Annotated in this window: 15 protein-coding genes and 1 other RNA gene; 7 read left to right on the forward strand and 9 right to left on the reverse strand. The window is 61.8% G+C overall.

Features of this window, described 5'->3' with window-relative positions; all coding sequences use genetic code 11:
- Nucleotides 1-3: 3 nt before the first annotated feature.
- The 9 genes from ACODSZ_RS13220 to ompA form a co-directional block, all read right to left on the reverse strand.
- Complete coding sequence (locus tag ACODSZ_RS13220; protein WP_008331579.1) at nucleotides 4-282, reverse strand: acyl carrier protein; 279 nt, start codon at nucleotides 280-282, stop codon at nucleotides 4-6.
- Nucleotides 283-346: 64 nt separating this feature from the next.
- Nucleotides 347-610 (reverse strand): phosphopantetheine-binding protein, encoded by a 264-nt coding sequence (locus tag ACODSZ_RS13225; RefSeq protein ID WP_008331573.1) that lies wholly within the window; start codon nucleotides 608-610, stop codon nucleotides 347-349.
- 3 nt (nucleotides 611-613) lie between these two features.
- Nucleotides 614-1,402 carry a lysophospholipid acyltransferase family protein gene (locus ACODSZ_RS13230; protein ID WP_488927763.1) on the reverse strand — a complete coding sequence of 263 codons (789 nt, stop codon included), beginning with the start codon at nucleotides 1,400-1,402 and terminating at the stop codon, nucleotides 614-616.
- Nucleotides 1,395-2,219, reverse strand: a complete 825-nt coding sequence (locus ACODSZ_RS13235) for a beta-ketoacyl synthase chain length factor (protein WP_299535137.1) — start codon at nucleotides 2,217-2,219, stop codon at nucleotides 1,395-1,397. Before ACODSZ_RS13235 ends, ACODSZ_RS13230 begins: the two co-directional genes overlap by 8 nt.
- Before the next feature lie 566 nt (nucleotides 2,220-2,785).
- Nucleotides 2,786-3,166: a transfer-messenger RNA gene (gene ssrA / locus ACODSZ_RS13240) on the reverse strand.
- A 173-nt stretch (nucleotides 3,167-3,339) separates the two neighbouring features.
- Nucleotides 3,340-6,741, reverse strand: coding sequence for a DUF748 domain-containing protein (locus ACODSZ_RS13245; protein WP_488927764.1), 3,402 nt, complete (start codon nucleotides 6,739-6,741; stop codon nucleotides 3,340-3,342).
- A 194-nt stretch (nucleotides 6,742-6,935) separates the two neighbouring features.
- The gene (locus ACODSZ_RS13250; protein ID WP_008331563.1) at nucleotides 6,936-7,592 is read right to left on the reverse strand and encodes an HAD family hydrolase; all 657 of its coding nucleotides are present in this window, start codon (nucleotides 7,590-7,592) and stop codon (nucleotides 6,936-6,938) included.
- 94 nt (nucleotides 7,593-7,686) lie between these two features.
- Nucleotides 7,687-8,403 (reverse strand): bifunctional 2-polyprenyl-6-hydroxyphenol methylase/3-demethylubiquinol 3-O-methyltransferase UbiG, encoded by a 717-nt coding sequence (ubiG, locus tag ACODSZ_RS13255; protein WP_008331562.1) that lies wholly within the window; start codon nucleotides 8,401-8,403, stop codon nucleotides 7,687-7,689.
- A gap of 169 nt (nucleotides 8,404-8,572) precedes the next feature.
- A complete protein-coding gene (gene ompA, locus ACODSZ_RS13260; RefSeq protein ID WP_008331561.1) occupies nucleotides 8,573-9,184 on the reverse strand; it encodes an outer membrane protein OmpA in 612 nt (203 codons plus the stop codon).
- Between the two features lie 742 nt (nucleotides 9,185-9,926).
- Between ompA and gyrA the strand changes: the two genes are divergently transcribed.
- From gyrA to rpsA, 7 genes are all read left to right on the forward strand, one after another.
- On the forward strand, nucleotides 9,927-12,572 hold the full coding sequence (gyrA, locus tag ACODSZ_RS13265; RefSeq protein WP_241820903.1) for a DNA gyrase subunit A: 2,646 nt from the start codon (nucleotides 9,927-9,929) through the stop codon (nucleotides 12,570-12,572).
- 58 nt (nucleotides 12,573-12,630) lie between these two features.
- Entirely contained in the window at nucleotides 12,631-13,743 is a 1,113-nt protein-coding gene (serC, locus tag ACODSZ_RS13270; protein WP_175344184.1) for a 3-phosphoserine/phosphohydroxythreonine transaminase, read from the forward strand.
- A gap of 128 nt (nucleotides 13,744-13,871) precedes the next feature.
- Nucleotides 13,872-14,945 (forward strand): prephenate dehydratase, encoded by a 1,074-nt coding sequence (gene pheA / locus ACODSZ_RS13275; protein WP_488927765.1) that lies wholly within the window; start codon nucleotides 13,872-13,874, stop codon nucleotides 14,943-14,945.
- A 39-nt stretch (nucleotides 14,946-14,984) separates the two neighbouring features.
- Nucleotides 14,985-15,872, forward strand: a complete 888-nt coding sequence (locus ACODSZ_RS13280) for a prephenate dehydrogenase (protein ID WP_488927766.1) — start codon at nucleotides 14,985-14,987, stop codon at nucleotides 15,870-15,872.
- Between the two features lie 81 nt (nucleotides 15,873-15,953).
- Complete coding sequence (gene aroA / locus ACODSZ_RS13285) at nucleotides 15,954-17,285, forward strand: 3-phosphoshikimate 1-carboxyvinyltransferase (protein WP_008331554.1); 1,332 nt, start codon at nucleotides 15,954-15,956, stop codon at nucleotides 17,283-17,285.
- Nucleotides 17,286-17,342: 57 nt separating this feature from the next.
- Nucleotides 17,343-18,011 (forward strand): (d)CMP kinase, encoded by a 669-nt coding sequence (gene cmk / locus ACODSZ_RS13290; protein WP_175344181.1) that lies wholly within the window; start codon nucleotides 17,343-17,345, stop codon nucleotides 18,009-18,011.
- A gap of 216 nt (nucleotides 18,012-18,227) precedes the next feature.
- A complete protein-coding gene (gene rpsA / locus ACODSZ_RS13295) occupies nucleotides 18,228-19,943 on the forward strand; it encodes a 30S ribosomal protein S1 (protein ID WP_008331552.1) in 1,716 nt (571 codons plus the stop codon).
- Nucleotides 19,944-19,947: the final 4 nt, after the last annotated feature.

Consider the following 19,947-nt stretch of genomic DNA (forward strand, 5'->3'; position numbering starts at 1 on the left):
CGCTTACGCGTGCGCTTGTTCGCGCATCAGCGTGGCCAGAATATCCACGACATCCTGCACCGTGCGCACGCTGCGGAAGACGTCGGGCTGAATGCGCTTGCCCGTGGTCTGGTTGAGTTTGACCACGATGTCGACGGCATCAATGCTGTCGATGTCGAGATCGGTGTAGAGGTTGGACTGGGGCGTGATGGCGGCTTTGTCGAGCTCGAACATCTCGTGCAGCATATCGACGATCCACACGGTGATTTCGTCCTTGGTCATGTCAGGTGTCAGAGTGGTCATGATGTGCTTCTCTTGCAAGTGGCTTGGCAACGTCGTTGTGGTGATGTACAGCCTGGGGAGGCGCTCAGGCCGTGGCCTGATGGCTGGCCACCAGCGCAGCCAGCGCCTGTACCGAGGCGAAGTGCTTGCGGGTCTCTTCGGAATTGGCAGAAAGCTTGATGCCATAGCGTTTCTGCAGGCTCATGCCCAGTTCAAGTGCGTCGATGGAATCCAGGCCCAGGCCATCGCCGAACAGGGGCGCGGCGCTGTCGATATCCTCGGGGGCGAGGTCTTCCAGGTCGAGGGCCTCGATGATGAGTTGCTTGATGTCTTGTTCCAGGTCGTGCATGGCCTAGTTCTCTTTCATGAAGTACTGTTGCAGGTAAGTCGTCAGTTGGCGCGCGGCCAGTGTCGGATGGTCGGCGCCGTGCGGCTGCTCGTTGCCGATGATGTGATGCGGTTGAAGGTCCTCGCCGATGTGCAGGCGAAAATGCGCGCGCGTGGCCGGCACCTGCCACCATTTCTCTCCCTTGCCGAGGGTACCGGGCGTACAGCGGATGCGCACCGGCGTGATCGTGCAGCCGCCGCGCACGGCGACGTTGGCCGCACCGCGCTTGAGGCTGATCTGGCCGTCGCCGGGCGTGCGGGTACCCTCGGGGAAGATGATGAGATTGCTGCCGCTGCGGATGGAGCGGATGCAATCATCGATCAGATCCGGCCCCTGGGCATTGCTGATGTAGCCGGCCGCTTGCACCGGTCCACGGGTAAAGGGATTGCGCCACAGTGCACCCTTGACGATGCAGTCGGCATGGCGCACGAAGGCCATCAGCAGCACCGTATCGATGAGCGTCGGATGGTTGGCCAGGATCAGCAGGCCGTTGCGGTTCAGACGTTCCAGTCCGGTGATTTCATAGCGGATCACGCCGCACAGGCGCATCACTTCGACGAAGGCGCGAAACGCCAGGCGGATGAGGTGGCGCGACCACAGCACGCGTTGCTTCGGATCCCGGACCAGATATTGCAAAACGGGGAAGATCACCAGTCGCAGCAGCAGCCCGCCCAGTCCGAAGAGAGCAAAACACATCCCCGTGGCCAAGATGCGCCAGCCACGGTCGATCAGCGGCAGGACCCGTTCAAGCATGTCGCATCCAGTGCCAGTGACGGCCGTCGGCCTGCCGCTGCAGAGTGGACGCTGCAGCGTCCAGGAAAAAGCGCAATACCGCAGCGGGCCCGGCGGTGCCTTGCGCGCAGGGCATGGTGTGGCTGGCCGCTTGCACCTGCTGCCATTGCAGGGACAGTGTGGGTAATGCAGCGTTTTCGTCGGCCGCCTGCATCAGCCAGGACCAGCCGCAGGGCTCTTCGTGTTCATCGGCGAAGTCGGAAAAGAGCGCCGGCAGTGGTGCGTCGGCCACCACCAGCAGCACCTGACGCATGCCGTCGGCCAGCAGGCCGCAGGCTTCGATGACGGCATGTTCGACCGTGCTCTGGCCGGCCGCAATGGCTACCGTATTGGCCTGGCTGCCACGGGCGATGGAAAACAGGCCGGCGTTGGCGTTGTGCACCGAGAGGCTGAAGGCGGTGGGCGACATGGGGGCGGCAGCGGCCAAGGCCATTTGGAGCTCAACAGAACGGGCGCATTCGCCATGGCGCGAAGCAAACACCACCGGAATGTCAAGGCCGGCACTGTCCGTGGTGCTATCGCTGGCGTCGCCGACTTGGCGGGCGGCAGTGCCAAGGGAGGCAGCATTGAAGGCCCCGTAGGCGGCTTCCAGCGCCAGCTTGCCCACCGGGCTGGTGCGTCGGCGCAGCATGGGCGGCATGGCCTTGACTGCTGGTTCCCCCGAACCTGCAGCCTGGCGATCATGCCTGATCCATCGTTGCCAGTCAGCTTGGGATTCGAGACCCGGAACCCACTGCGCATGCGATGCAACTGAAAAACTGACATCCCCTGAATACATATCGTCAAAAGCCCCAGGCTTCTACTTGGCGGTGTTATCTACCGGATCCCCCTTCTTCCGAAGCAGGCCGGTACGCTGCCTGCATCGGTGGATACGCCGTTTTCTTGTTTATTTACAGCACTTATCCGGTGTCTTTAAACGTTACAATTTGTAAGACCGGGTAATGGTACGACAAAACCCTCTTGAATTAACACGAAATTTTCAAGGAGAAACACGGAGAGCTACAGCCAGGGGGCTTATCCGCCGGGTTGGTGTTGTCGATTCGGTACGTTGTCTATCGTCTTGAAGTGAAGGGATGTACGTTTTCAGCGCCAATTTTTTAACTATTTCGGTGGCCCGGCTCGAAACGCCGTGGCGCGATTCTGGAACTTGTTTAGGGTCGGAGGGAGAGAGTCAATTCTGCGAGCAAATCAACAGCAGGAGAGAAAAATGGCCTGGAGAAAGTCAGAACGGTTTTTTCTGGCAACCCAGCCCAACCACCAAGTCGCGGGAATCCGCGTCAACCCTCGCAGACCCGCCAGGGGCAACAAAAATGCCCGACTGCATACACAGTCGGGCATTGGTATTGGTGGAGCCGGCGGGAATTGAACCCGCGTCCAGAAGCACTCTACAGACAGTTCTACATGCGTAGTGCAGTCAATTGGTTTTGATCCTGGCGACGCGGACGCACACGCTTCGACAGGACGAGTTACCTTGGATTTAATGACGTATGAAGTAACCCCATACGCCACGATTCCCTGTAAATGACTCTACCGCTGTTGCCAGCACACCCCAGGGAAGAAGTGCTGTAGAGCTAGAAGTTTCTTAGGTTTCTAGGTGCGATTTACGCTGCGAGAGCGTAAGATTCGTCGTTTGCATTTAAGCAGTTCCGGATGGATTAACGAGGTAACCAGTCCTCGGCATGCCCTGTTCCGCTTTGCAACCCCTGTCGAAACCAAGTCGGCCCCGTGGTGTTGAAGCTTCGCAAATCCCGCTGGGCGCGTGAACTTGCGTATTACGCTGGCCCCTCGCAGCGTTTCCTGAAGAGGCCCCCGCTTTGGCAGCGGGAGGCTGATTATAACCTACTCCCTACTGTATGGGCAGCGTGCGGCTTTTCAAGGCCCGCCTGCGCAGCCTTCGCTCACTGTATCGTCAGATCGACCCGTGCCTTGGGCTCCTTGTCCGGGATGCCGGCGCCGTCCAGCTTGGGGGCAATCAGGAAGATGCGCGCAGGTTCGATCACGCTCTGCTCCTGTAAATAATTTCGCACCTGGTCCGCCCGGCGCTGCGCCAGCTTGCGCAAGTCATCCTGGGTCACTTCGGTGTGTTCCAGGATCATCTTTTCCATCTCGGCTTCGGGCAGGCTCTTGAGCAATCCGATCATGTTGCGCGGCTTGTCGAACTTGCTGTCCTTGTAGACGCGTTCCAGGTACTTGGCACGCTCGGCCGCACTGATGCGCACCGGGCCGGACGGCTGTCCTTCCCTGGCGATCAGGTCGGCCCGCTTGAGATTGCGCATCGCACGTTCCAGCGCTTCACGCCGCAGACCCTGGTCATCGACCTTGGGATCGACACGACCCGTGATGTCGAGCTTGATGCCGGGGCGCTCATGCAGAACATAGCCCAGTGCATCGAGCTTCTTGCGCACTTCGTCGGTGACTTCCGAGGAGCCGGGCGAGAACTCGATGTAGCGCAGTTCGCCAATGTGCTCGTCAGCACGGAACATCGAACCGATCAGCGCGAAGGGCGAGGTGACGGCCTTGACGATCAGGTTCACGAACACCCGCACGATGATGCCGCCCACCGAAAACTGCGGGTCCGACAGCGAGCCCGAAATCGGCAGGTTCAGGTTGATGTTGCCATCGCGATCCTTGAGCAAGGACACCGCCAGCATCACCGGCAGGCTGGTGGCATCCGGACTGTCGACCCGCTCGCCGAAGCTCAGCTGCTCGATGCGCAGATCGTTCTGCGCGACCAGCTTGTCGTTCTCGATCGTGTAATGCACATCCATCGAGAGCTTGCCCTTGGTGATCGGATAGCCGGCGTACTTGGCCGAGTAGGGCGTCAGGCGCGGCAGTTGCACGCCGTTGGCACTGGCCTTGAGATCCAGGTACATGGGCTTGAAGAGCGGATTGAGCGAGCCAGAAATCTGCAGCGGGGCATCGTTGTCGATCTTGCCGGTGATGTTCACCGGTGCCGGCTGCGGCTTGTCCGAGGCGATCTGGCCGATGCTGCCGGCCAGTCCGGTCATGTTGGCAGTGTAGTTGGGTTTGACGAAGTTGTCGGTGTAGTTGATGTTGCCGCCGTCCAGCACCACCTGGCCGATCCGCACCAGCGGCGCATCCGCCGACGCGGCGGCGGTGACAGGGGTGGCGGAGGTAGTCTTGCGCGCGCTTGCAGTACCGGACGGTGTGTCGTCCTTGCCAGCCTTCTTGCTGTCATCGGTGATCGAACCCTGTTCCCGGGCGTCGGCCACCACGATGTCCTGCAGGTTCAGGCGACCTTTTTCGGAGAGGATGGCGCGCGCGTAGAAGTTGGACAGCCTTGCCTTCTCCAGCCTCACCTGCGTACGCCCGCCCAGCCTGGCCTCGATACCGGCCAGTTCCAGTGTGCGCCAGCGCAGGAAGTCGGTGGAGGTCAGCTTGTCCTGCATGCGCAGGTTGGTGATGGCGGCGCTGCCCTTGTAGTCCAGTGCCAGCTTGCGATCCTCCAGCGGCGGCGTCACTTCCAGCTTGCCCCGGGCACTGGCCAGGCCGCTGCTGATGGAGACATTGAGTACATCGCTGAAATAGTGCTGGAAGGGCGTAATGGGCAGGTCCTTGATCTCCAGTTCCAGTGCCACGTGCTTGAAATGCGCGGCGGCCTGGCCGGTCAGTTCGACGCTACCGGTCTTCTCAAAGCGTGCCTGCAGCTTGAAGGGAATCGCCTGGTCCAGCGTATCGGTCAGCCTGGGCGCCTGCAGCGACAGCGATTGCAGAGCCAGTGGCTGCGTCCCCTTGCCGGGAGGAGTCAGGCGCAGGTCGGCCAACTGCACCTTGCTGTCGTCGAGCCGCAGATGGCCATGCTGCAGTTGCAGCGTGGTCTGGCCGGAGAGCCGGCCCGCCAGTCCACTGATGGGCGCACGGGCAAGGTAATTACGGTAGCCCGCCAGGTCGATGTTCTCCAGCGTGATCTTGCCGGCAACGCTGGCCGTCATGGCCTGGACCTGGCCATCGAAGGCCAGCTTGCCACGGCCGTTCTCGACGGCGGACAGCGTCAAGCGGGCCGGCTTGGCATCGGCAGCGGTGGAAAGTTGGGTGGCGTTGATATCGATCTTGCTCAGCTTGATCGCCTGAGCCGGCGAGGCATTGGCTTCATCGCGCCAGTTGACTTCGCCATCCTGCACGGTCAGTTGCTGCAGCACGATGGAGGAAGCCGGCTGCTTCGCAGTGGCGGCGGGAGAAGAGGCGCTCGCTTGTCTGGAGGTGCTGCGGGCACCGGTCTGGCCATCTGCCAGCGCACGCTGCCAGTTGATCTCGCCGCGCGCGTTCATGCCGGCCCAGACCTGCGCTTGCTCCAGCGTGAGCTGGCTCAGTTCACCACTGGCGGCCAGGACGTCGAACTGCTTTATCTGCAGCGCCAGCGACTTGGCCTTGAACAGGGGCGCATGCGCCTTGTCCTGTAGAGAAAGGTCCTCCATCCGGACCTCGCCGGCCAGTGTGACGGTCGGCTTGTCATCCTTGCGGGTGAAGCCCAGGTCCAGCCGGGTACTGAGCTTGGCGCTCTTGATCAGCACTGGCAATTCGGCGGGAACGAATGGCAGGTAGCTCACCAGGTCCAGCCGGTCGATGTCGATGGCGAAGGTCGATTCCTGCGTCGATGTGAAGGGTTTGCTGCGACCCTTCAGGTGTAGCGGGGTGCCATTGACGGTGGCCGACAATTGCGGCTGCACGAAGCTGTCGATGTTGCCGGGCAGGTTGGAGATGAAGGGCAGGCCCACTTGCAGCGCGGCGATGTCGATGTTCTTGCCACTGACCTTGTCCTCGAAGCGGATCTGCCCGTCCTGCAGTTGCACGTTGGCCAGCGAAAAATGCGCCTGGCCTTCGCTCTTGGGTTGGGCCGCCAGGCGGTCGAGGATGTCGGAGAAGTTGTAGTGGCCAATGCCGTGCGCATCCACCCGCACCACGTGCAGTTGCGGCGTGCTCAGCCTGATTTCGTCCAGCACCGGCGCCATGCGCAGCAGCGAGGCGGCGGACAGGTCGGCCAGCAAGCCCTTGGCACTGAAGAAGGGCTGCTTGCCATCGGCTTCATAGAGCGTGATGTCCGAGGCGCGCAGCGCCAGCTTGAAGGGATTGAAGGCGATCTCGCCAATCTCCAGCCTGCGACCCAGTTGCACCTGCGTCTGGTCGACAGCGATCTTGCGCACCAGTGCGGGCAGGGCAGCCCAGCTCAGCGCGGCCAGGCCCAGCAGGACAACCAGCGTCCAGCCGACCCAGCGCAGCGGACGTCTCATCCGATGCCAGGCGGGATGCTGGGTGAGAGAGGCGCGGTCCGGCTTGCTCATGACGGTTTCCCTTGTCGGTGCCGGTCCGTGCTGGCGCCGTGTGTGCGCCGGTGGCCGGTTCTGGTTGTGATGGTAGGCGATGCTGCGGCGTGCGCCGGGGTTGTCGCCATTCTAATGCGAGGCGACATGGCACTGCTAGGAGGGAAAAGACGCGCCCAAGTTTCCGGGCGCGTCAGGCAAGACTGGCAGGGGAATCAGTCCAGCAGGGTGAGGATGTCCAGCGGTGCATGCAGCAGCGCGTCCGCTTGCCAGGCAGCGGGTTCGGTGTGCCCGCAATAGCCCCAGGCGGCGGCGATGGTGGGCATGTTGGCGGCACGGCCGGCCTGGATGTCGCGCAGGTCGTCGCCGACGTACCAGCAATCCTCGGGCGCCAGTCCCAGGCGCTTGGCGGCTTCCAGCAACGGTGCCGGGTGCGGCTTGGGATGCGGGGTGGTGTCGCCGGAGACGGTGCAGCCGGCATGGCCCAGGCCGATCTGCGGGGCCAGTACGTCGGTCAGGCGCGCGGCCTTGTTGGTGACGATGCCCCAGGCGATGCCGCGCGCTTCCAGTTGGCTCAGCAACTCCGGGATGCCATCGAAGAGACGGCTGTGGGTGCTCATGTTGGCCTGGTAGCGGTCCAGGAAAAGTACGCGCAAATCTTCATATTCCGCATCGCCCGGATGGATGCCCAGCGCTGCACCGATGAGTCCACGGGCACCGGCTGAGGCTACCGGGCGCAAACTTTCATAGGGGGCATTTTCCAGGCCACGTTGCTGGCGCAGGAAGTTGGCGGCGGCCGCCAGGTCGGGAGCGGTATCGGCAAGGGTGCCGTCGAGGTCAAACAGGATCGCGCGGGGAGGGCGGAGTGGCATGGGCGGTCAGAGTGGCAGAAAGAAAAGCGCCGCAGCCGATGGCTGCGGCGATGTGAGCACGACGAGAGCAGGCAGGCGGGGCGCGAACGCTCGCTCAGCCCAGTTTGGTACAGGCCACCAGGTAGTTCACGCTGGTGTCGTCGTTGAGCGAATAGATCTTGGTCAGCGGGTTGTAGCCCATGCCCTTGAAGCCGTCGATCTGCAGGCCGGCCTCGCGCGTGTAGTGCGCCAGCTCGGCCGGGGTGATGAATTTGGCGTAGTCATGCGTGCCCTTGGGCAGCAGGCGCAGCACGTATTCGGCACCGATGATGGCCATGACGTAAGACTTCATGTTGCGGTTCAGGGTGGAGAAGAACAGCTTGCCGCCCGGCTTGGCCAGGGTGGCCGCAGCACGCACGATGGCGGCCGGATCAGGTACGTGTTCCAGCATCTCCATGCAGGTCACCACGTCATACTGGCCGGCTTCGCGCGCGGCCATGTCTTCGGCGGCGATCTTCTCGTAGCGCACTTGTACGCCGGACTCCATGCTGTGCAGGTCGGCCACTTTCAGCGCTTTGTCGGAGAGGTCGATGCCGGTGACGTCGGCGCCTTTCCTGGCCATCGATTCGGCCAGGATGCCGCCGCCGCAGCCGATGTCGATCACCTTCTTGCCGGCCAGCGGTGCACGTGCGTTGATCCACTCCAGGCGCAGCGGGTTGATTTCGTGCAGGGGACGGAATTCGGAACCCGGGTCCCACCAGCGATGGGCCAGTTCACTGAATTTCTGGATCTCTTGGGGATCGGCGTTCATGGTCGCATTGGTCGTGTTCATGGGGCCTAATGATAGCCCAATCCGACGCTGCGGGTGGCCTGGGCCAGATCAACATCGACCGCAATTGCGGGACAAGGCGAGGCTTGTCCGTACATGACGCGCAAACGCATCAGGAATAAAAAAACCCCGCCGAAGCGGGGTTTTCATGACTGCTTGTAGCGTCAATCGATTACTTGCGGGTACCCACAACTTCGATTTCCACGCGACGGTTCTTGGCGCGGCCAGCAGCGGTCTTGTTGTCAGCGACCGGTTGCGACTTGCCCTTGCCTTCGGTGTAGACACGGTTGGCTTCAACGCCCTTGGAAACCAGGTAAGCCTTGACGGATTCAGCACGACGAACCGACAGCTTCTGGTTGTAGGCGACGGAACCGATCGAGTCGGTGTGGCCGACGGCGATGATGACTTCCAGGTTGATGGCCTTCAGGTTGCCAACCAGTTCGTCCAGCTTGGCCTTGCCAGCCGGCTTCAGGGTTGCCTTGTCGAAATCGAAGAAGGCGTCAGCAGCGTAGGTGACTTTTTCCGAGGTCGGAGCAGCAGCCGGAGCGGGCTTCGGAGCAACAGCAGCGGCAACCGGAGCCGGTGCGGGCGGTTCTTCGCACGGACCGTTCACGTAAGCGGTTTGCCAGCACAGACCGTAACCGCTGCGGGTCACGACGTCACGGCCATCTTGCAGGTACAGGCTGCCGGGACGAACCTTGATGTCCTTGGTTTCCTGAGCGGTGGCAGACAGTGCGATGGCTGCGGACGCAGCAGCGAAGACGAGTTTTGCTAATTTGTTCATGTTTCTCCTCTCGGGTGAGATATCCGCAGATAAACTGCGCTACAAGATTACGACATCAAAAAATGAATAATATCATGTGTTCAGGTCGTCACCGGCCCTTGTTCCATGGGGCTAGTAATGAACTTAGCCGCCATTCTGCCACACGGATCGACCTTCAGCGATGCTTGCCAATTGGTCCAGACAACGTTTTTGGGACTGTGTTGTTTCTTCGCAACGCGATATTTTTGGCCCGTTTTTGTTCCTTTAAGGCAGAAAAAAGCCGGATTTTTTAGAGAAAATCCTTATTTTTCATACAGTTCGCGCATTTTCACTCGGGCAAGTAGTTGCCATTTTCTCCGCGGCATCGTGCCTCCCGGCGCGTGGGGTTTCTCCCGATGGCGTGCACCGGGAAAGTGAGTTTCGGAAAATTTCCCCAAATTGGCCATTTGACAGCAATCCACGGCGGAGAAGCATTCGATGCCGGGTGGCAATGCTGGTCGCTGAATTCGGGCGCTCTAATATATATAGGCGCTCGGTCCCCCTGTTTGGTCGCTCTCAGGCGCTGGGAGGAGCTTTGCGGCGCATGCGGTGATGGTGGGCACCGGACCGGCTGCCATCGCGAAGCATGCCGTTGCCGGGGCGATGAGGGCCTTTGACGGGCTTTTGACCCTCCTGGCGTGCTAGAATGTGCTGTTCTGATCAGTCCAAGGGCCACGCCCGCCCGGCATGATTTTCTGGCCGGGAAACATCTTTCGACTCTCCAATGGATCAATTCGCTAAAGAAACCATCCCCATTTCCCTCGAAGAAGAGATGCGCAAGAGTTACCTCGATTACGCCATGAGCGTGATCGTGGGTCGGGCACTGCCGGATGTGCGCGATGGCTTGAAGCCGGTGCACCGCCGCGTGCTGTATGCGATGCACGAGATGAACAATGTCTGGAACCGCCCGTTCGTGAAGTGCGCGCGCGTGGTCGGTGAAGTCATGGGTAAATATCACCCGCACGGCGACGCCTCCATCTATGACACCCTGGTGCGCATGGCCCAGGACTTCTCGCTGCGCTACACCCTGGTCGATGGCCAGGGCAACTTCGGTTCCATCGACGGCGACGGTGCTGCCGCGATGCGTTATACCGAGTGCCGCCTGGACAAGATCTCCAACGAATTGCTGGCCGACATCGAGAAGGAAACCGTCGATTTCGTGCCCAACTACGACGGCAAGGAAAAGGAACCCTCGGTCCTGCCCACGCGTATTCCCAACCTGCTGGTCAATGGCTCCTCCGGCATCGCCGTGGGCATGGCCACCAACATCCCGCCGCACAACATCACCGAGGTGATCAACGGCGCGCTGCACCTGCTGGCCAACGAACACTGCACCATCGATGAACTGATCGAACTGGTGCCGGCGCCGGACTTCCCCACCGGCGGCATCATCTATGGCGTCTCGGGCGTGCGCGATGGCTATCGCACCGGCCGCGGTCGCGTGGTCATGCGCGCCAAGACCCACTTCGAGGAATATGGCCGCGAAGGCCGCATCGCCATCATCGTCGATGAGCTGCCTTACCAGGTCAACAAGAAGGCGCTGCTCGAACGCATCGCCGAGCTGGTGCGCGACAAGAAGCTCGAAGGCATCTCCGACCTGCGCGACGAGTCCGACAAGTCGGGCATGCGCGTGGTCATCGAATTGAAGCGCGGTGAGGTGCCCGAGGTTGTGCTCAACAACCTCTACAAGCAGACCCAGCTGCAAGACACCTTCGGCATGAACATGGTGGCGCTGGTCGATGGTCAGCCGCGCCTGTTGAACCTGAAGCAGCTGCTGGAATGCTTCCTCTCGCATCGCCGCGAAGTGGTCACCCGCCGCACCGTGTTCGAACTGCGCAAGGCGCGCGAACGCGGCCACGTGCTCGAAGGCCTGGCTGTTGCGCTGGCCAACATCGATGACTTCATCGCCATCATCCGCGCCGCACCGACCCCGCCGATCGCCAAGGCCGAGCTGATGAACCGCGCCTGGGATTCGTCCATGGTGCGCGAGATGCTGGCCCGCACCGGCGAAGGCAACCCGGGCGGCATCGAAGCCTTCCGTCCGGAAAGCCTGCCGGCCCATTACGGCATCCAGTCCGATGGTCTCTACAAGCTCTCCGACGAACAGGCCCAGGAAATCCTGCAGATGCGTCTGCAACGCCTGACCGGTCTGGAGCAGGACAAGATCGTCAATGAATACAAGGACGTGATGGCGCAGATCGCCGACCTGCTGGATATCCTCTCCAAGCCGGCCCGCGTGACCGCCATCATCACCGACGAACTCAACGCCGCCCGCAACGACTACGGCATTGGTGCCAAGGACGAGCGCCGCTCCACCATCGAGCACAACGCCACCGACCTGGCTACCGAAGACCTGATCACCCCGCAAGACATGGTGGTCACGCTGTCGCACACCGGTTACATGAAGTCGCAGCCGGTTTCTGAATACCGCGCGCAAAAGCGTGGCGGTCGCGGCAAGCAGGCCATGGCCACCAAGGATGACGACTGGATCGACCAGCTCTTCATCGCCAATACGCACGACTACATCCTGTGCTTCTCCAACCGCGGCCGCCTGTACTGGCTGAAGGTCTGGGAAGTCCCGCAGGGCTCGCGCAATTCGCGCGGCAAGCCCATCGTCAACATGTTCCCGCTGCAGGATGGCGAGAAGATCACGGTGATCCTGCCGGTGTCGGGCGCCAATCGCAGTTTCCCGGACGACCGCTACGTCTTCATGGCCACCAGCCTGGGCACGGTCAAGAAGACCCCGCTGTCGGACTTCTCCAATCCGCGCAAGGCCGGCATCATCGCGGTCGATCTGGATGAAGGCGACTTCCTGATCGGTGCCGCCCTGACCGATGGCGCGCATGACGTGATGCTGTTCTCCGACGGCGGCAAGGCCGTGCGCTTCGATGAAAACGACGTGCGTCCGATGGGCCGTACCGCCCGTGGCGTGCGCGGCATGAACCTGGAAGAAACCCAGCAGGTCATCGCCCTGCTGGTGGCCGAGAATGAACAGCAGTCCGTGCTCACTGCCACCGAAAACGGCTTCGGCAAGCGTACTCCGATCACCGAATACACCCGTCACGGTCGCGGCACCAAGGGCATGATCGCCATCCAGACCAGCGAGCGCAACGGCAAGGTCGTGGCCGCGACCCTGGTCGATTCCACCGATGAGATCATGCTGATCACCACCGGCGGTGTGCTGATCCGCACCCGTGTCTCGGAGATCCGCGAGATGGGCCGCGCGACCCAGGGCGTGACCCTGATTGCAGTGGAAGACGGCACCAAGCTGTCCGGCCTGCAGCGCGTGGTCGAGTCCGATGTGGAAGACGCGATCGAAAGCGAAGGTACCGAGGCTGCCGGCGGCGAGACACCTGCCGCTGGCGAGTAAAGCAAGTTCAAGGCGGTGGGCCAAGCGCCTGCCGCCTTTTTTGATGGCGAACGCAGACATGGTCTATAACTTTTCCGCCGGTCCGGCGGTATTGCCCAAGGAAGTGCTGCAACAGGCAGCCGACGAGATGCTGGACTGGCATGGCAGTGGCATGTCGGTCATGGAGATGAGCCATCGCGGCAAGGAATACATGTCCATCATCGAAGCCGCGCTGGCTGACGTGCGCGCGCTGATGAACATTCCTTCCAACTACAAGGTGCTGTTCCTGCAAGGCGGGGCCATTGCCGAGAACGCCATCATCCCGATGAACCTGGCGGCGCTGCGTTCGCCGGCGGGCAAGCATGAGGCCGGTGTGGCCGATTACATCAACACCGGTTCCTGGTCGACCAAGTCGATCAAGGAAGCGGGGCGTTACTGCACGGTGAACGTGGCAGCCTCCTCGGCCGACCGCAAGTTCTCCAGCATCCCGGCACGTGCCGACTGGAAGCTCTCGCGCAATGCCGCCTACGTGCACATCTGCAGCAACGAGACCATCGACGGCGTCGAATACCAGTACACGCCCGAGGTCGCGGCCGATACCGACGGTGCACCTCTGGTGGCGGACATGTCCTCGCACATCCTCTCGCGCGAGGTGGATGTGTCCAAATACGGCGTCATCTATGGTGGCGCGCAGAAGAACATCGGCCCGGCTGGCGTGACCATCGTCATCGTGCGCGAAGACCTGCTGGGTCACGCGCTGCCGTTCTGTCCCTCGGCCTTCGACTGGAAGATCGTGGCCGACAACGATTCCATGTACAACACCCCGCCGACCTACGCGATCTACATCGCCGGTCTGGTGTTCCAGTGGATCAAGCGCCAGGGTGGCGTGGCCGCGCTGGAAGCGCGCAACATCGCCAAGGCCGGGCTGCTCTACGGCTACCTGGACAGCACCGATTTCTACAGCAACCGGATCGCAGCGGACTGCCGTTCCCGCATGAACGTGCCGTTCTTCCTGCGCGACGAGTCGCTCAATGACACCTTCCTGGCCGGCGCCAAAGAGCGCGGCCTGCTGCAGCTGAAAGGCCACAAGTCGGTCGGCGGCATGCGTGCATCGATCTACAACGCGATGCCGATCGAGGGCGTACAGGCTCTCGTCGATTATCTGAAAGACTTCGAACAGCAGCACGGTTGAGGCCGCATCTGGCCGGGCGCAGCGCCCGCGCAGTGCAGGCCGTGGCCGTGCGCCAAGCCAACGCCATGCCCGGTGCGCCGCCGGCCGCTCGTAGCGCCCGCGCGCCGTGCAACACCTGAAAGAGCAAGATGAGTGACGACAAGTTGCTACCCCTGCGCCAGAAGATCGATGCCATCGATGCGCAGATCCTCGACCTGCTGAACCAGCGCGCCCGCGTCGCGCAGGAAGTGGGCCACGTCAAGGCCGAGACCAATGCCCCCGTGTTTCGCCCCGAGCGCGAAGCTCAGGTGCTGCGCCGCGCCGCCGACCGCAATCCCGGCCCCTTGCTGGGCACCGACATCCAGACCATCTTCCGCGAAGTGATGTCGGCCTGCCGCGCGCTGGAAAAGCGTGTGGTGGTGGCTTACCTCGGCCCCGAAGGTACCTTCAGCGAACAGGCGGTGTACCAGCAGTTCGGTCACGCCATCGAAGGCTTGCCGTGTGTGTCGATTGATGAAGTGTTCCGCGATGCCGAAGCCGGTACCGCCGATTTCGGCGTGGTACCCATCGAGAATTCCTCCGAAGGCGTGATCAACCGCACCCTCGACCTGCTGTTGCAGACCACGCTGACCATCAGCGGCGAAGTGGCGATCCCCGTGCATCACAGCCTGATGACCGCCAGCGGCAAGATGGAAGGCATCACCCGCATCTGCGCCCACTCGCAGGCCCTCGCCCAGTGCAATGCCTGGCTCAATATGAACTATCCTGCCATCGAGCGCCAGGCGGTGGCCTCCAACGCCGAGGCCGCGCGCATGGCAGGTGAAGATAAAAGCGTGGCGGCCATTGCCGGCGAAATCGCCGGCCAGAAGTACAACCTGCAGACGGTCAATGCCCATATCCAGGATGACCCGCACAATCGCACCCGCTTTGCGGTGATCGGCCGTTTGCGCACGGCACCGTCGGGCCGCGACCAGACTTCCATCGTGCTGTCGGTGCCCAACAAGGCCGGTGCGGTCTACAACCTGCTGGCCCCGCTGGCGCGCCATGGCGTGTCGATGACGCGCTTCGAGTCGCGCCCGGCCCGCATGGGCGCGTGGGAATATTATTTCTACGTCGACCTCGAAGGCCATGAGCAGGATGAAAAGGTTGCCAGGGCGCTGGAAGAGCTGCGCCAGAATGCGGCCTTCTTCAAGCTGCTGGGCTCTTATCCGCTGGGCCTGTGAGCGCCTGCCGTCCTGCCACCTTTGAAGGCTGAATTCAACGTGTTCAAGAAAGTCGTCATCTTCGGCGTGGGCTTGATCGGCGGCTCGTTCGCCCTGGCGCTGCGCCGTGCCGGCCAGGCCGATCACATCGTCGGCGTGGGCCGCTCGCTGGCCAGCCTGGAACGCGCGCGCGAGCTGGGCATCATCGATGCCATCGCCACCGATGCGGCCGCCGCCGTGCCGGGCGCCGACCTGATTTTGGTGGCCGCGCCGGTCGCGCAGACCGAAGCCATCCTGGCCGCCATCCGTCCGTACCTCGATCCCCAGGCCATCGTCACCGACGCCGGCAGTACCAAGAGCGATGTGGTCGCTGCCGCCCGCAAGGCGCTGGGTGAACGGATTGGCCAGTTCGTCCCGGCCCATCCGATTGCCGGACGCGAAAAGCATGGGCCGGAAGCGGCCCTGGCGGAATTGTATGAAGGCAAGAAGGTGGTCATCACCGCCTTGCCCGAGAATAGTGGCGCCGGCGTCGAGACCGTGGCGCAAGCCTGGCGTGCCTGTGGCGCGATCATCCATCGGCTCTCGCCGCAGGAGCATGATGCGGTCTTTGCCTCGGTGAGCCATCTGCCGCACGTGCTGGCCTTCGCGCTGGTGGATGACATCGCCGCCAAGCCGCATGCCGACACGCTGTTCCAGTACGCTGCCAGCGGTTTTCGCGATTTCACCCGAATTGCCGCTTCCTCGCCGGAGATGTGGCGCGACATCACGCTGGCCAACCGTGATGCCTTGCTCACCGAGGTCGATGCCTATCTGGTGCAATTGCAGGGTATTCGCGCGATGATTGCAGCCAGCGATGGCGCCGCCATCGAAAAGGTCTATGCCAGTGCCCAGCATGCCCGCCAGCAATGGGCCGCAGCCATCGAAGCGGCTGAGCGCAAGACTAACTGAATATTTCTTCCAGAGCCCATCACCAAGGCCGCCTGGGCGGCCGGATTCCTCCAACGAATCATCCACAGAAAAGCCAGCAAGATGAAACAGCCTTCCTACCCCCGCCATATCGATCTGAATCCGGTCCCGCACGTGCAAGGCACGGTCAAGTTGCCGGGCTCCAAGAGCATCTCCAACCGCATCCTGCTGCTGGCGGCGCTCTCGGGCGGTACTACCCGCATCTTTGACCTGCTGGCTTCAGACGATACGCTGGTCATGCTGATGGCCCTGCAGACGCTGGGCGTGAAGTGGGAGCAGATCGAAGGGACCCAGGATTACATCGTCCATGGCGTCAACGGCATGCTGCCGGTGCACCAGGCTGATCTCTTCATGGGCAATGCCGGTACCGCCATCCGTCCGCTCACCGCAGCCCTGGCCGTGCTGGGCGGCGACTACACGCTGCATGGCGTGCCGCGCATGCACGAGCGTCCGATTGGCGACCTGGTGGATGCCCTGAATGCCGTCGGCATGCGTATCGAGTACACCGGCAATCCCGGCTATCCACCCCTGCACATCCGTCGTGGCCAGCTCGCGTCCTCGCGCATGAAGGTGCGCGGCAATGTCTCCAGCCAGTTCCTGACGGCATTGCTGATGGCGGCTCCTCTGATGGCACGTGAAGAGGCCATGCAGGTCGAGGTGGTGGGTGAGCTCATCTCCAAGCCCTACATCGAGATCACCCTGAACCTGATGCGCCGCTTCGGTGTGGAAGTCGAACGGGACGGCTGGCAGCAGTTCACCATCAAGGCGGGCCAGCATTACCGCAGCCCTGGCAGCATCCATGTCGAGGGCGATGCGTCCTCGGCCTCCTACTTCCTGGCGGCCGGTGCCATCACCGGCGGCCCGATCCGGGTGGAGGGCGTGGGTCGCGACAGCATCCAGGGCGACGTGCGCTTCGTCGAAGCGCTGGAGCAGATGGGGGCCACCATCACCATGGGCGAGAACTGGATCGAAGCCTCCTCCAACGGCCCGCTCAAGGCCATCGATGCCGACTTCAACCATATTCCCGACGCGGCGATGACCATCGCCGTGGCCGCGCTCTATGCCGACGGTCCCAGTACCCTGCGCAACATTGCCAGCTGGCGCGTCAAGGAAACCGACCGCCTGGCGGCCATGGCGACCGAATTGCGCAAGCTGGGCGCGCAGGTGGAAGAGGGCGCCGACTACCTGACGGTGACGCCTCCGGCCGAGATCGGTACGGCCGCCATCGATACCTACGATGACCACCGCATGGCCATGTGCTTCTCGCTGGCGGCGCTCGATGGTGCATTGCGGCGTGGCAACCGTATCCGTATCAACGATCCCAAGTGCGTGGCCAAGACCTTCCCGGATTACTTCGACGTCTTCAAAAAGATTGCCGAACAAACCTTGATCTGATAAACCCTGTATTTGATGCAATTACGCTAAATTATTCACAGATAAAGGGATCAGGCCATGGAAAAAGCAAAGATACCGGTCATCACCATCGATGGCCCGACCGCCTCCGGCAAGGGCACCGTGGCGCAGAAGGTGGCCCGGGAACTGGGCTTCCATTACCTGGATTCGGGCGCGCTGTACCGCCTGACGGCACTGTCCGTGTTGCGTCGCGGCATCGCGCTGGACGATGAACATGCCCTGGCCAAGGCTGCCGAACACCTGCACTGCCACTTCGATGGAGCCCATATCTTCCTGGCCAATGAAGACGTGACCCAGGCTATCCGCGCCGAGGAGGTCGGCAATACCGCCTCCAAGATCGCCGCGCTGATCTCGGTTCGCCAGGCCCTGTACGGACTTCAGTTGTCATTCAGGAAACCTCCGGGCCTGGTGGCCGATGGCCGTGACATGGGTACCGTCATCTTCCCCGCTGCCCGCTTGAAGGTATTTTTGACTGCCAGTGTGGAAGCACGCGCCACAAGGCGCTATAAGCAATTGATTGACAAGGGTTTTTCTGCTAATATCGAAGACCTCTCCAGAGATTTGAAGGAGCGCGACGAACGCGACATGAACCGCTCGTCGGCCCCCTTGAAGGCTGCGGAGGGTGCATATCACCTGGATACATCCGACATGACCGCTGACGAAGCGGTGCAGCAGGTACTCAGCTGGTACGCTGCCCTGGGGCACTGAATACCGTTTCAATCTGCTTGAAATGGCGCATTCGGATCCCATCATGGGCAAGTCCTTGTTGTACCCGTAGTGCCATTGGTGCCCGGCAGATGCAAAGTCTGACGGGTGTTGATAAACCTAACCCAGTACCCATGTCGTCGGCGGCAACGAAGACGGCAGTGCAAGTCAGCCTGATTGCATCACACGGATACCGGCCAATCTTTCTTACTTTCTTTTATGTCTACCACTACCGTTATCGCTGCAGGTGTTGATACCTCCAGCGAATTTGCTGCTCTGTTCGAAGAATCGCTGTCGCGTCAGGACATGCGTTCGGGTGAAGTCATCTCGGCAGAAGTCGTGCGCCTGGATCACAACTTCGTGATCGTCAACGCCGGCCTGAAGTCCGAAGCCTTCATCCCTGTTGAAGAATTCAAGAACGACAACGGCGAAGTCGAAGTCAACGTCGGCGACTTCATCTCCGTTGCGATCGAATCCCTGGAAAACGGTTTCGGCGACACCATCCTGTCGCGCGACAAGGCCAAGCGTCTGGCATCGTGGCTCTCGCTGGAAAAGGCGATGGAGTCCGGCGAGATCGTCACCGGTACCGTCAATGGCAAGGTCAAGGGCGGCCTGACCGTTCTGACCAACGGCATCCGTGCCTTCCTGCCGGGTTCGCTGGTCGACACCCGTCCGGTCAAGGACACCACTCCGTTCGAAGGCAAGACCCTGGAATTCAAGGTCATCAAGCTGGACCGCAAGCGCAACAACGTCGTTCTGTCGCGCCGTGCCGTGATCGAAGCCTCGATGGGCGAAGAGCGCGCCAAGCTGATGGAAACCCTGAAGGAAGGCACCGTCGTCACCGGTATCGTCAAGAACATCACCGACTACGGTGCGTTCGTTGACCTGGGTGGCATCGACGGCCTGCTGCACATCACCGACCTGGCATGGCGTCGTGTGCGTCACCCGTCGGAAGTGCTGTCGGTTGGTCAAGAGATCACCGCCAAGGTCCTCAAGTACGATCAAGAGAAGAACCGCGTCTCCCTGGGCGTGAAGCAGCTGGGCGACGATCCGTGGACCGGCCTGTCGCGTCGTTACCCGCAAGGCACCCGCCTGTTCGGCAAGGTCACCAACCTGACCGACTACGGTGCATTCGTGGAAGTCGAACAAGGCATCGAAGGCCTGGTGCACGTCTCCGAAATGGACTGGACCAACAAGAACGTGGCCCCGAACAAGGTTGTCCAGCTGGGCGACGAAGTCGAAGTCATGGTTCTGGAAATCGACGAAGAGCGTCGTCGTATCTCCCTGGGCATGAAGCAGTGCAAGCCGAACCCGTGGGACGACTTCGCCATGAGCCACAAGAAGGGCGACAAGGTCAAGGGTTCGATCAAGTCGATCACCGACTTCGGCGTGTTCATCGGCCTGCCGGGCAACATCGACGGCCTGGTGCACCTGTCCGACCTGTCCTGGACCGAAGCTGGCGAAGAAGCCGTGCGCAAGTTCAAGAAGGGCGACGAGCTGGAAGCCGTTGTGCTGGCCATCGACGTGGAACGCGAGCGCGTCTCCCTAGGCGTGAAGCAGCTGGAAGGCGACCCGTTCAACAACTTCGCTGCCCTGAACGACAAGGGTGCGATCGTGACCGGTACCGTCAAGTCGGTTGAGCCCAAGGGCGCCGTGATCCAGCTGACCGACGAAGTCGAAGGTTACCTGCGCGCTTCCGAAATCTCCCGCGACCGCGTGGAAGATGCCGGTACCCACCTGAAGGTGGGCGACGCCGTCGAAGCCCTGGTCATCAACATCGACCGCAAGGCACGCAGCATCCAGCTGTCGATCAAGGCCAAGGACAACGCCGAGACCCAGGAAGCCATGCAGAAGATGTCGGCTGACTCCAACGCTGCTTCGGGCACCACCAGCCTGGGCGCGCTGCTCAAGGCCAAGCTCGACAACAAGAACTGATCTT

This window comes from Herbaspirillum sp. FG34 (assembly GCF_057809315.1).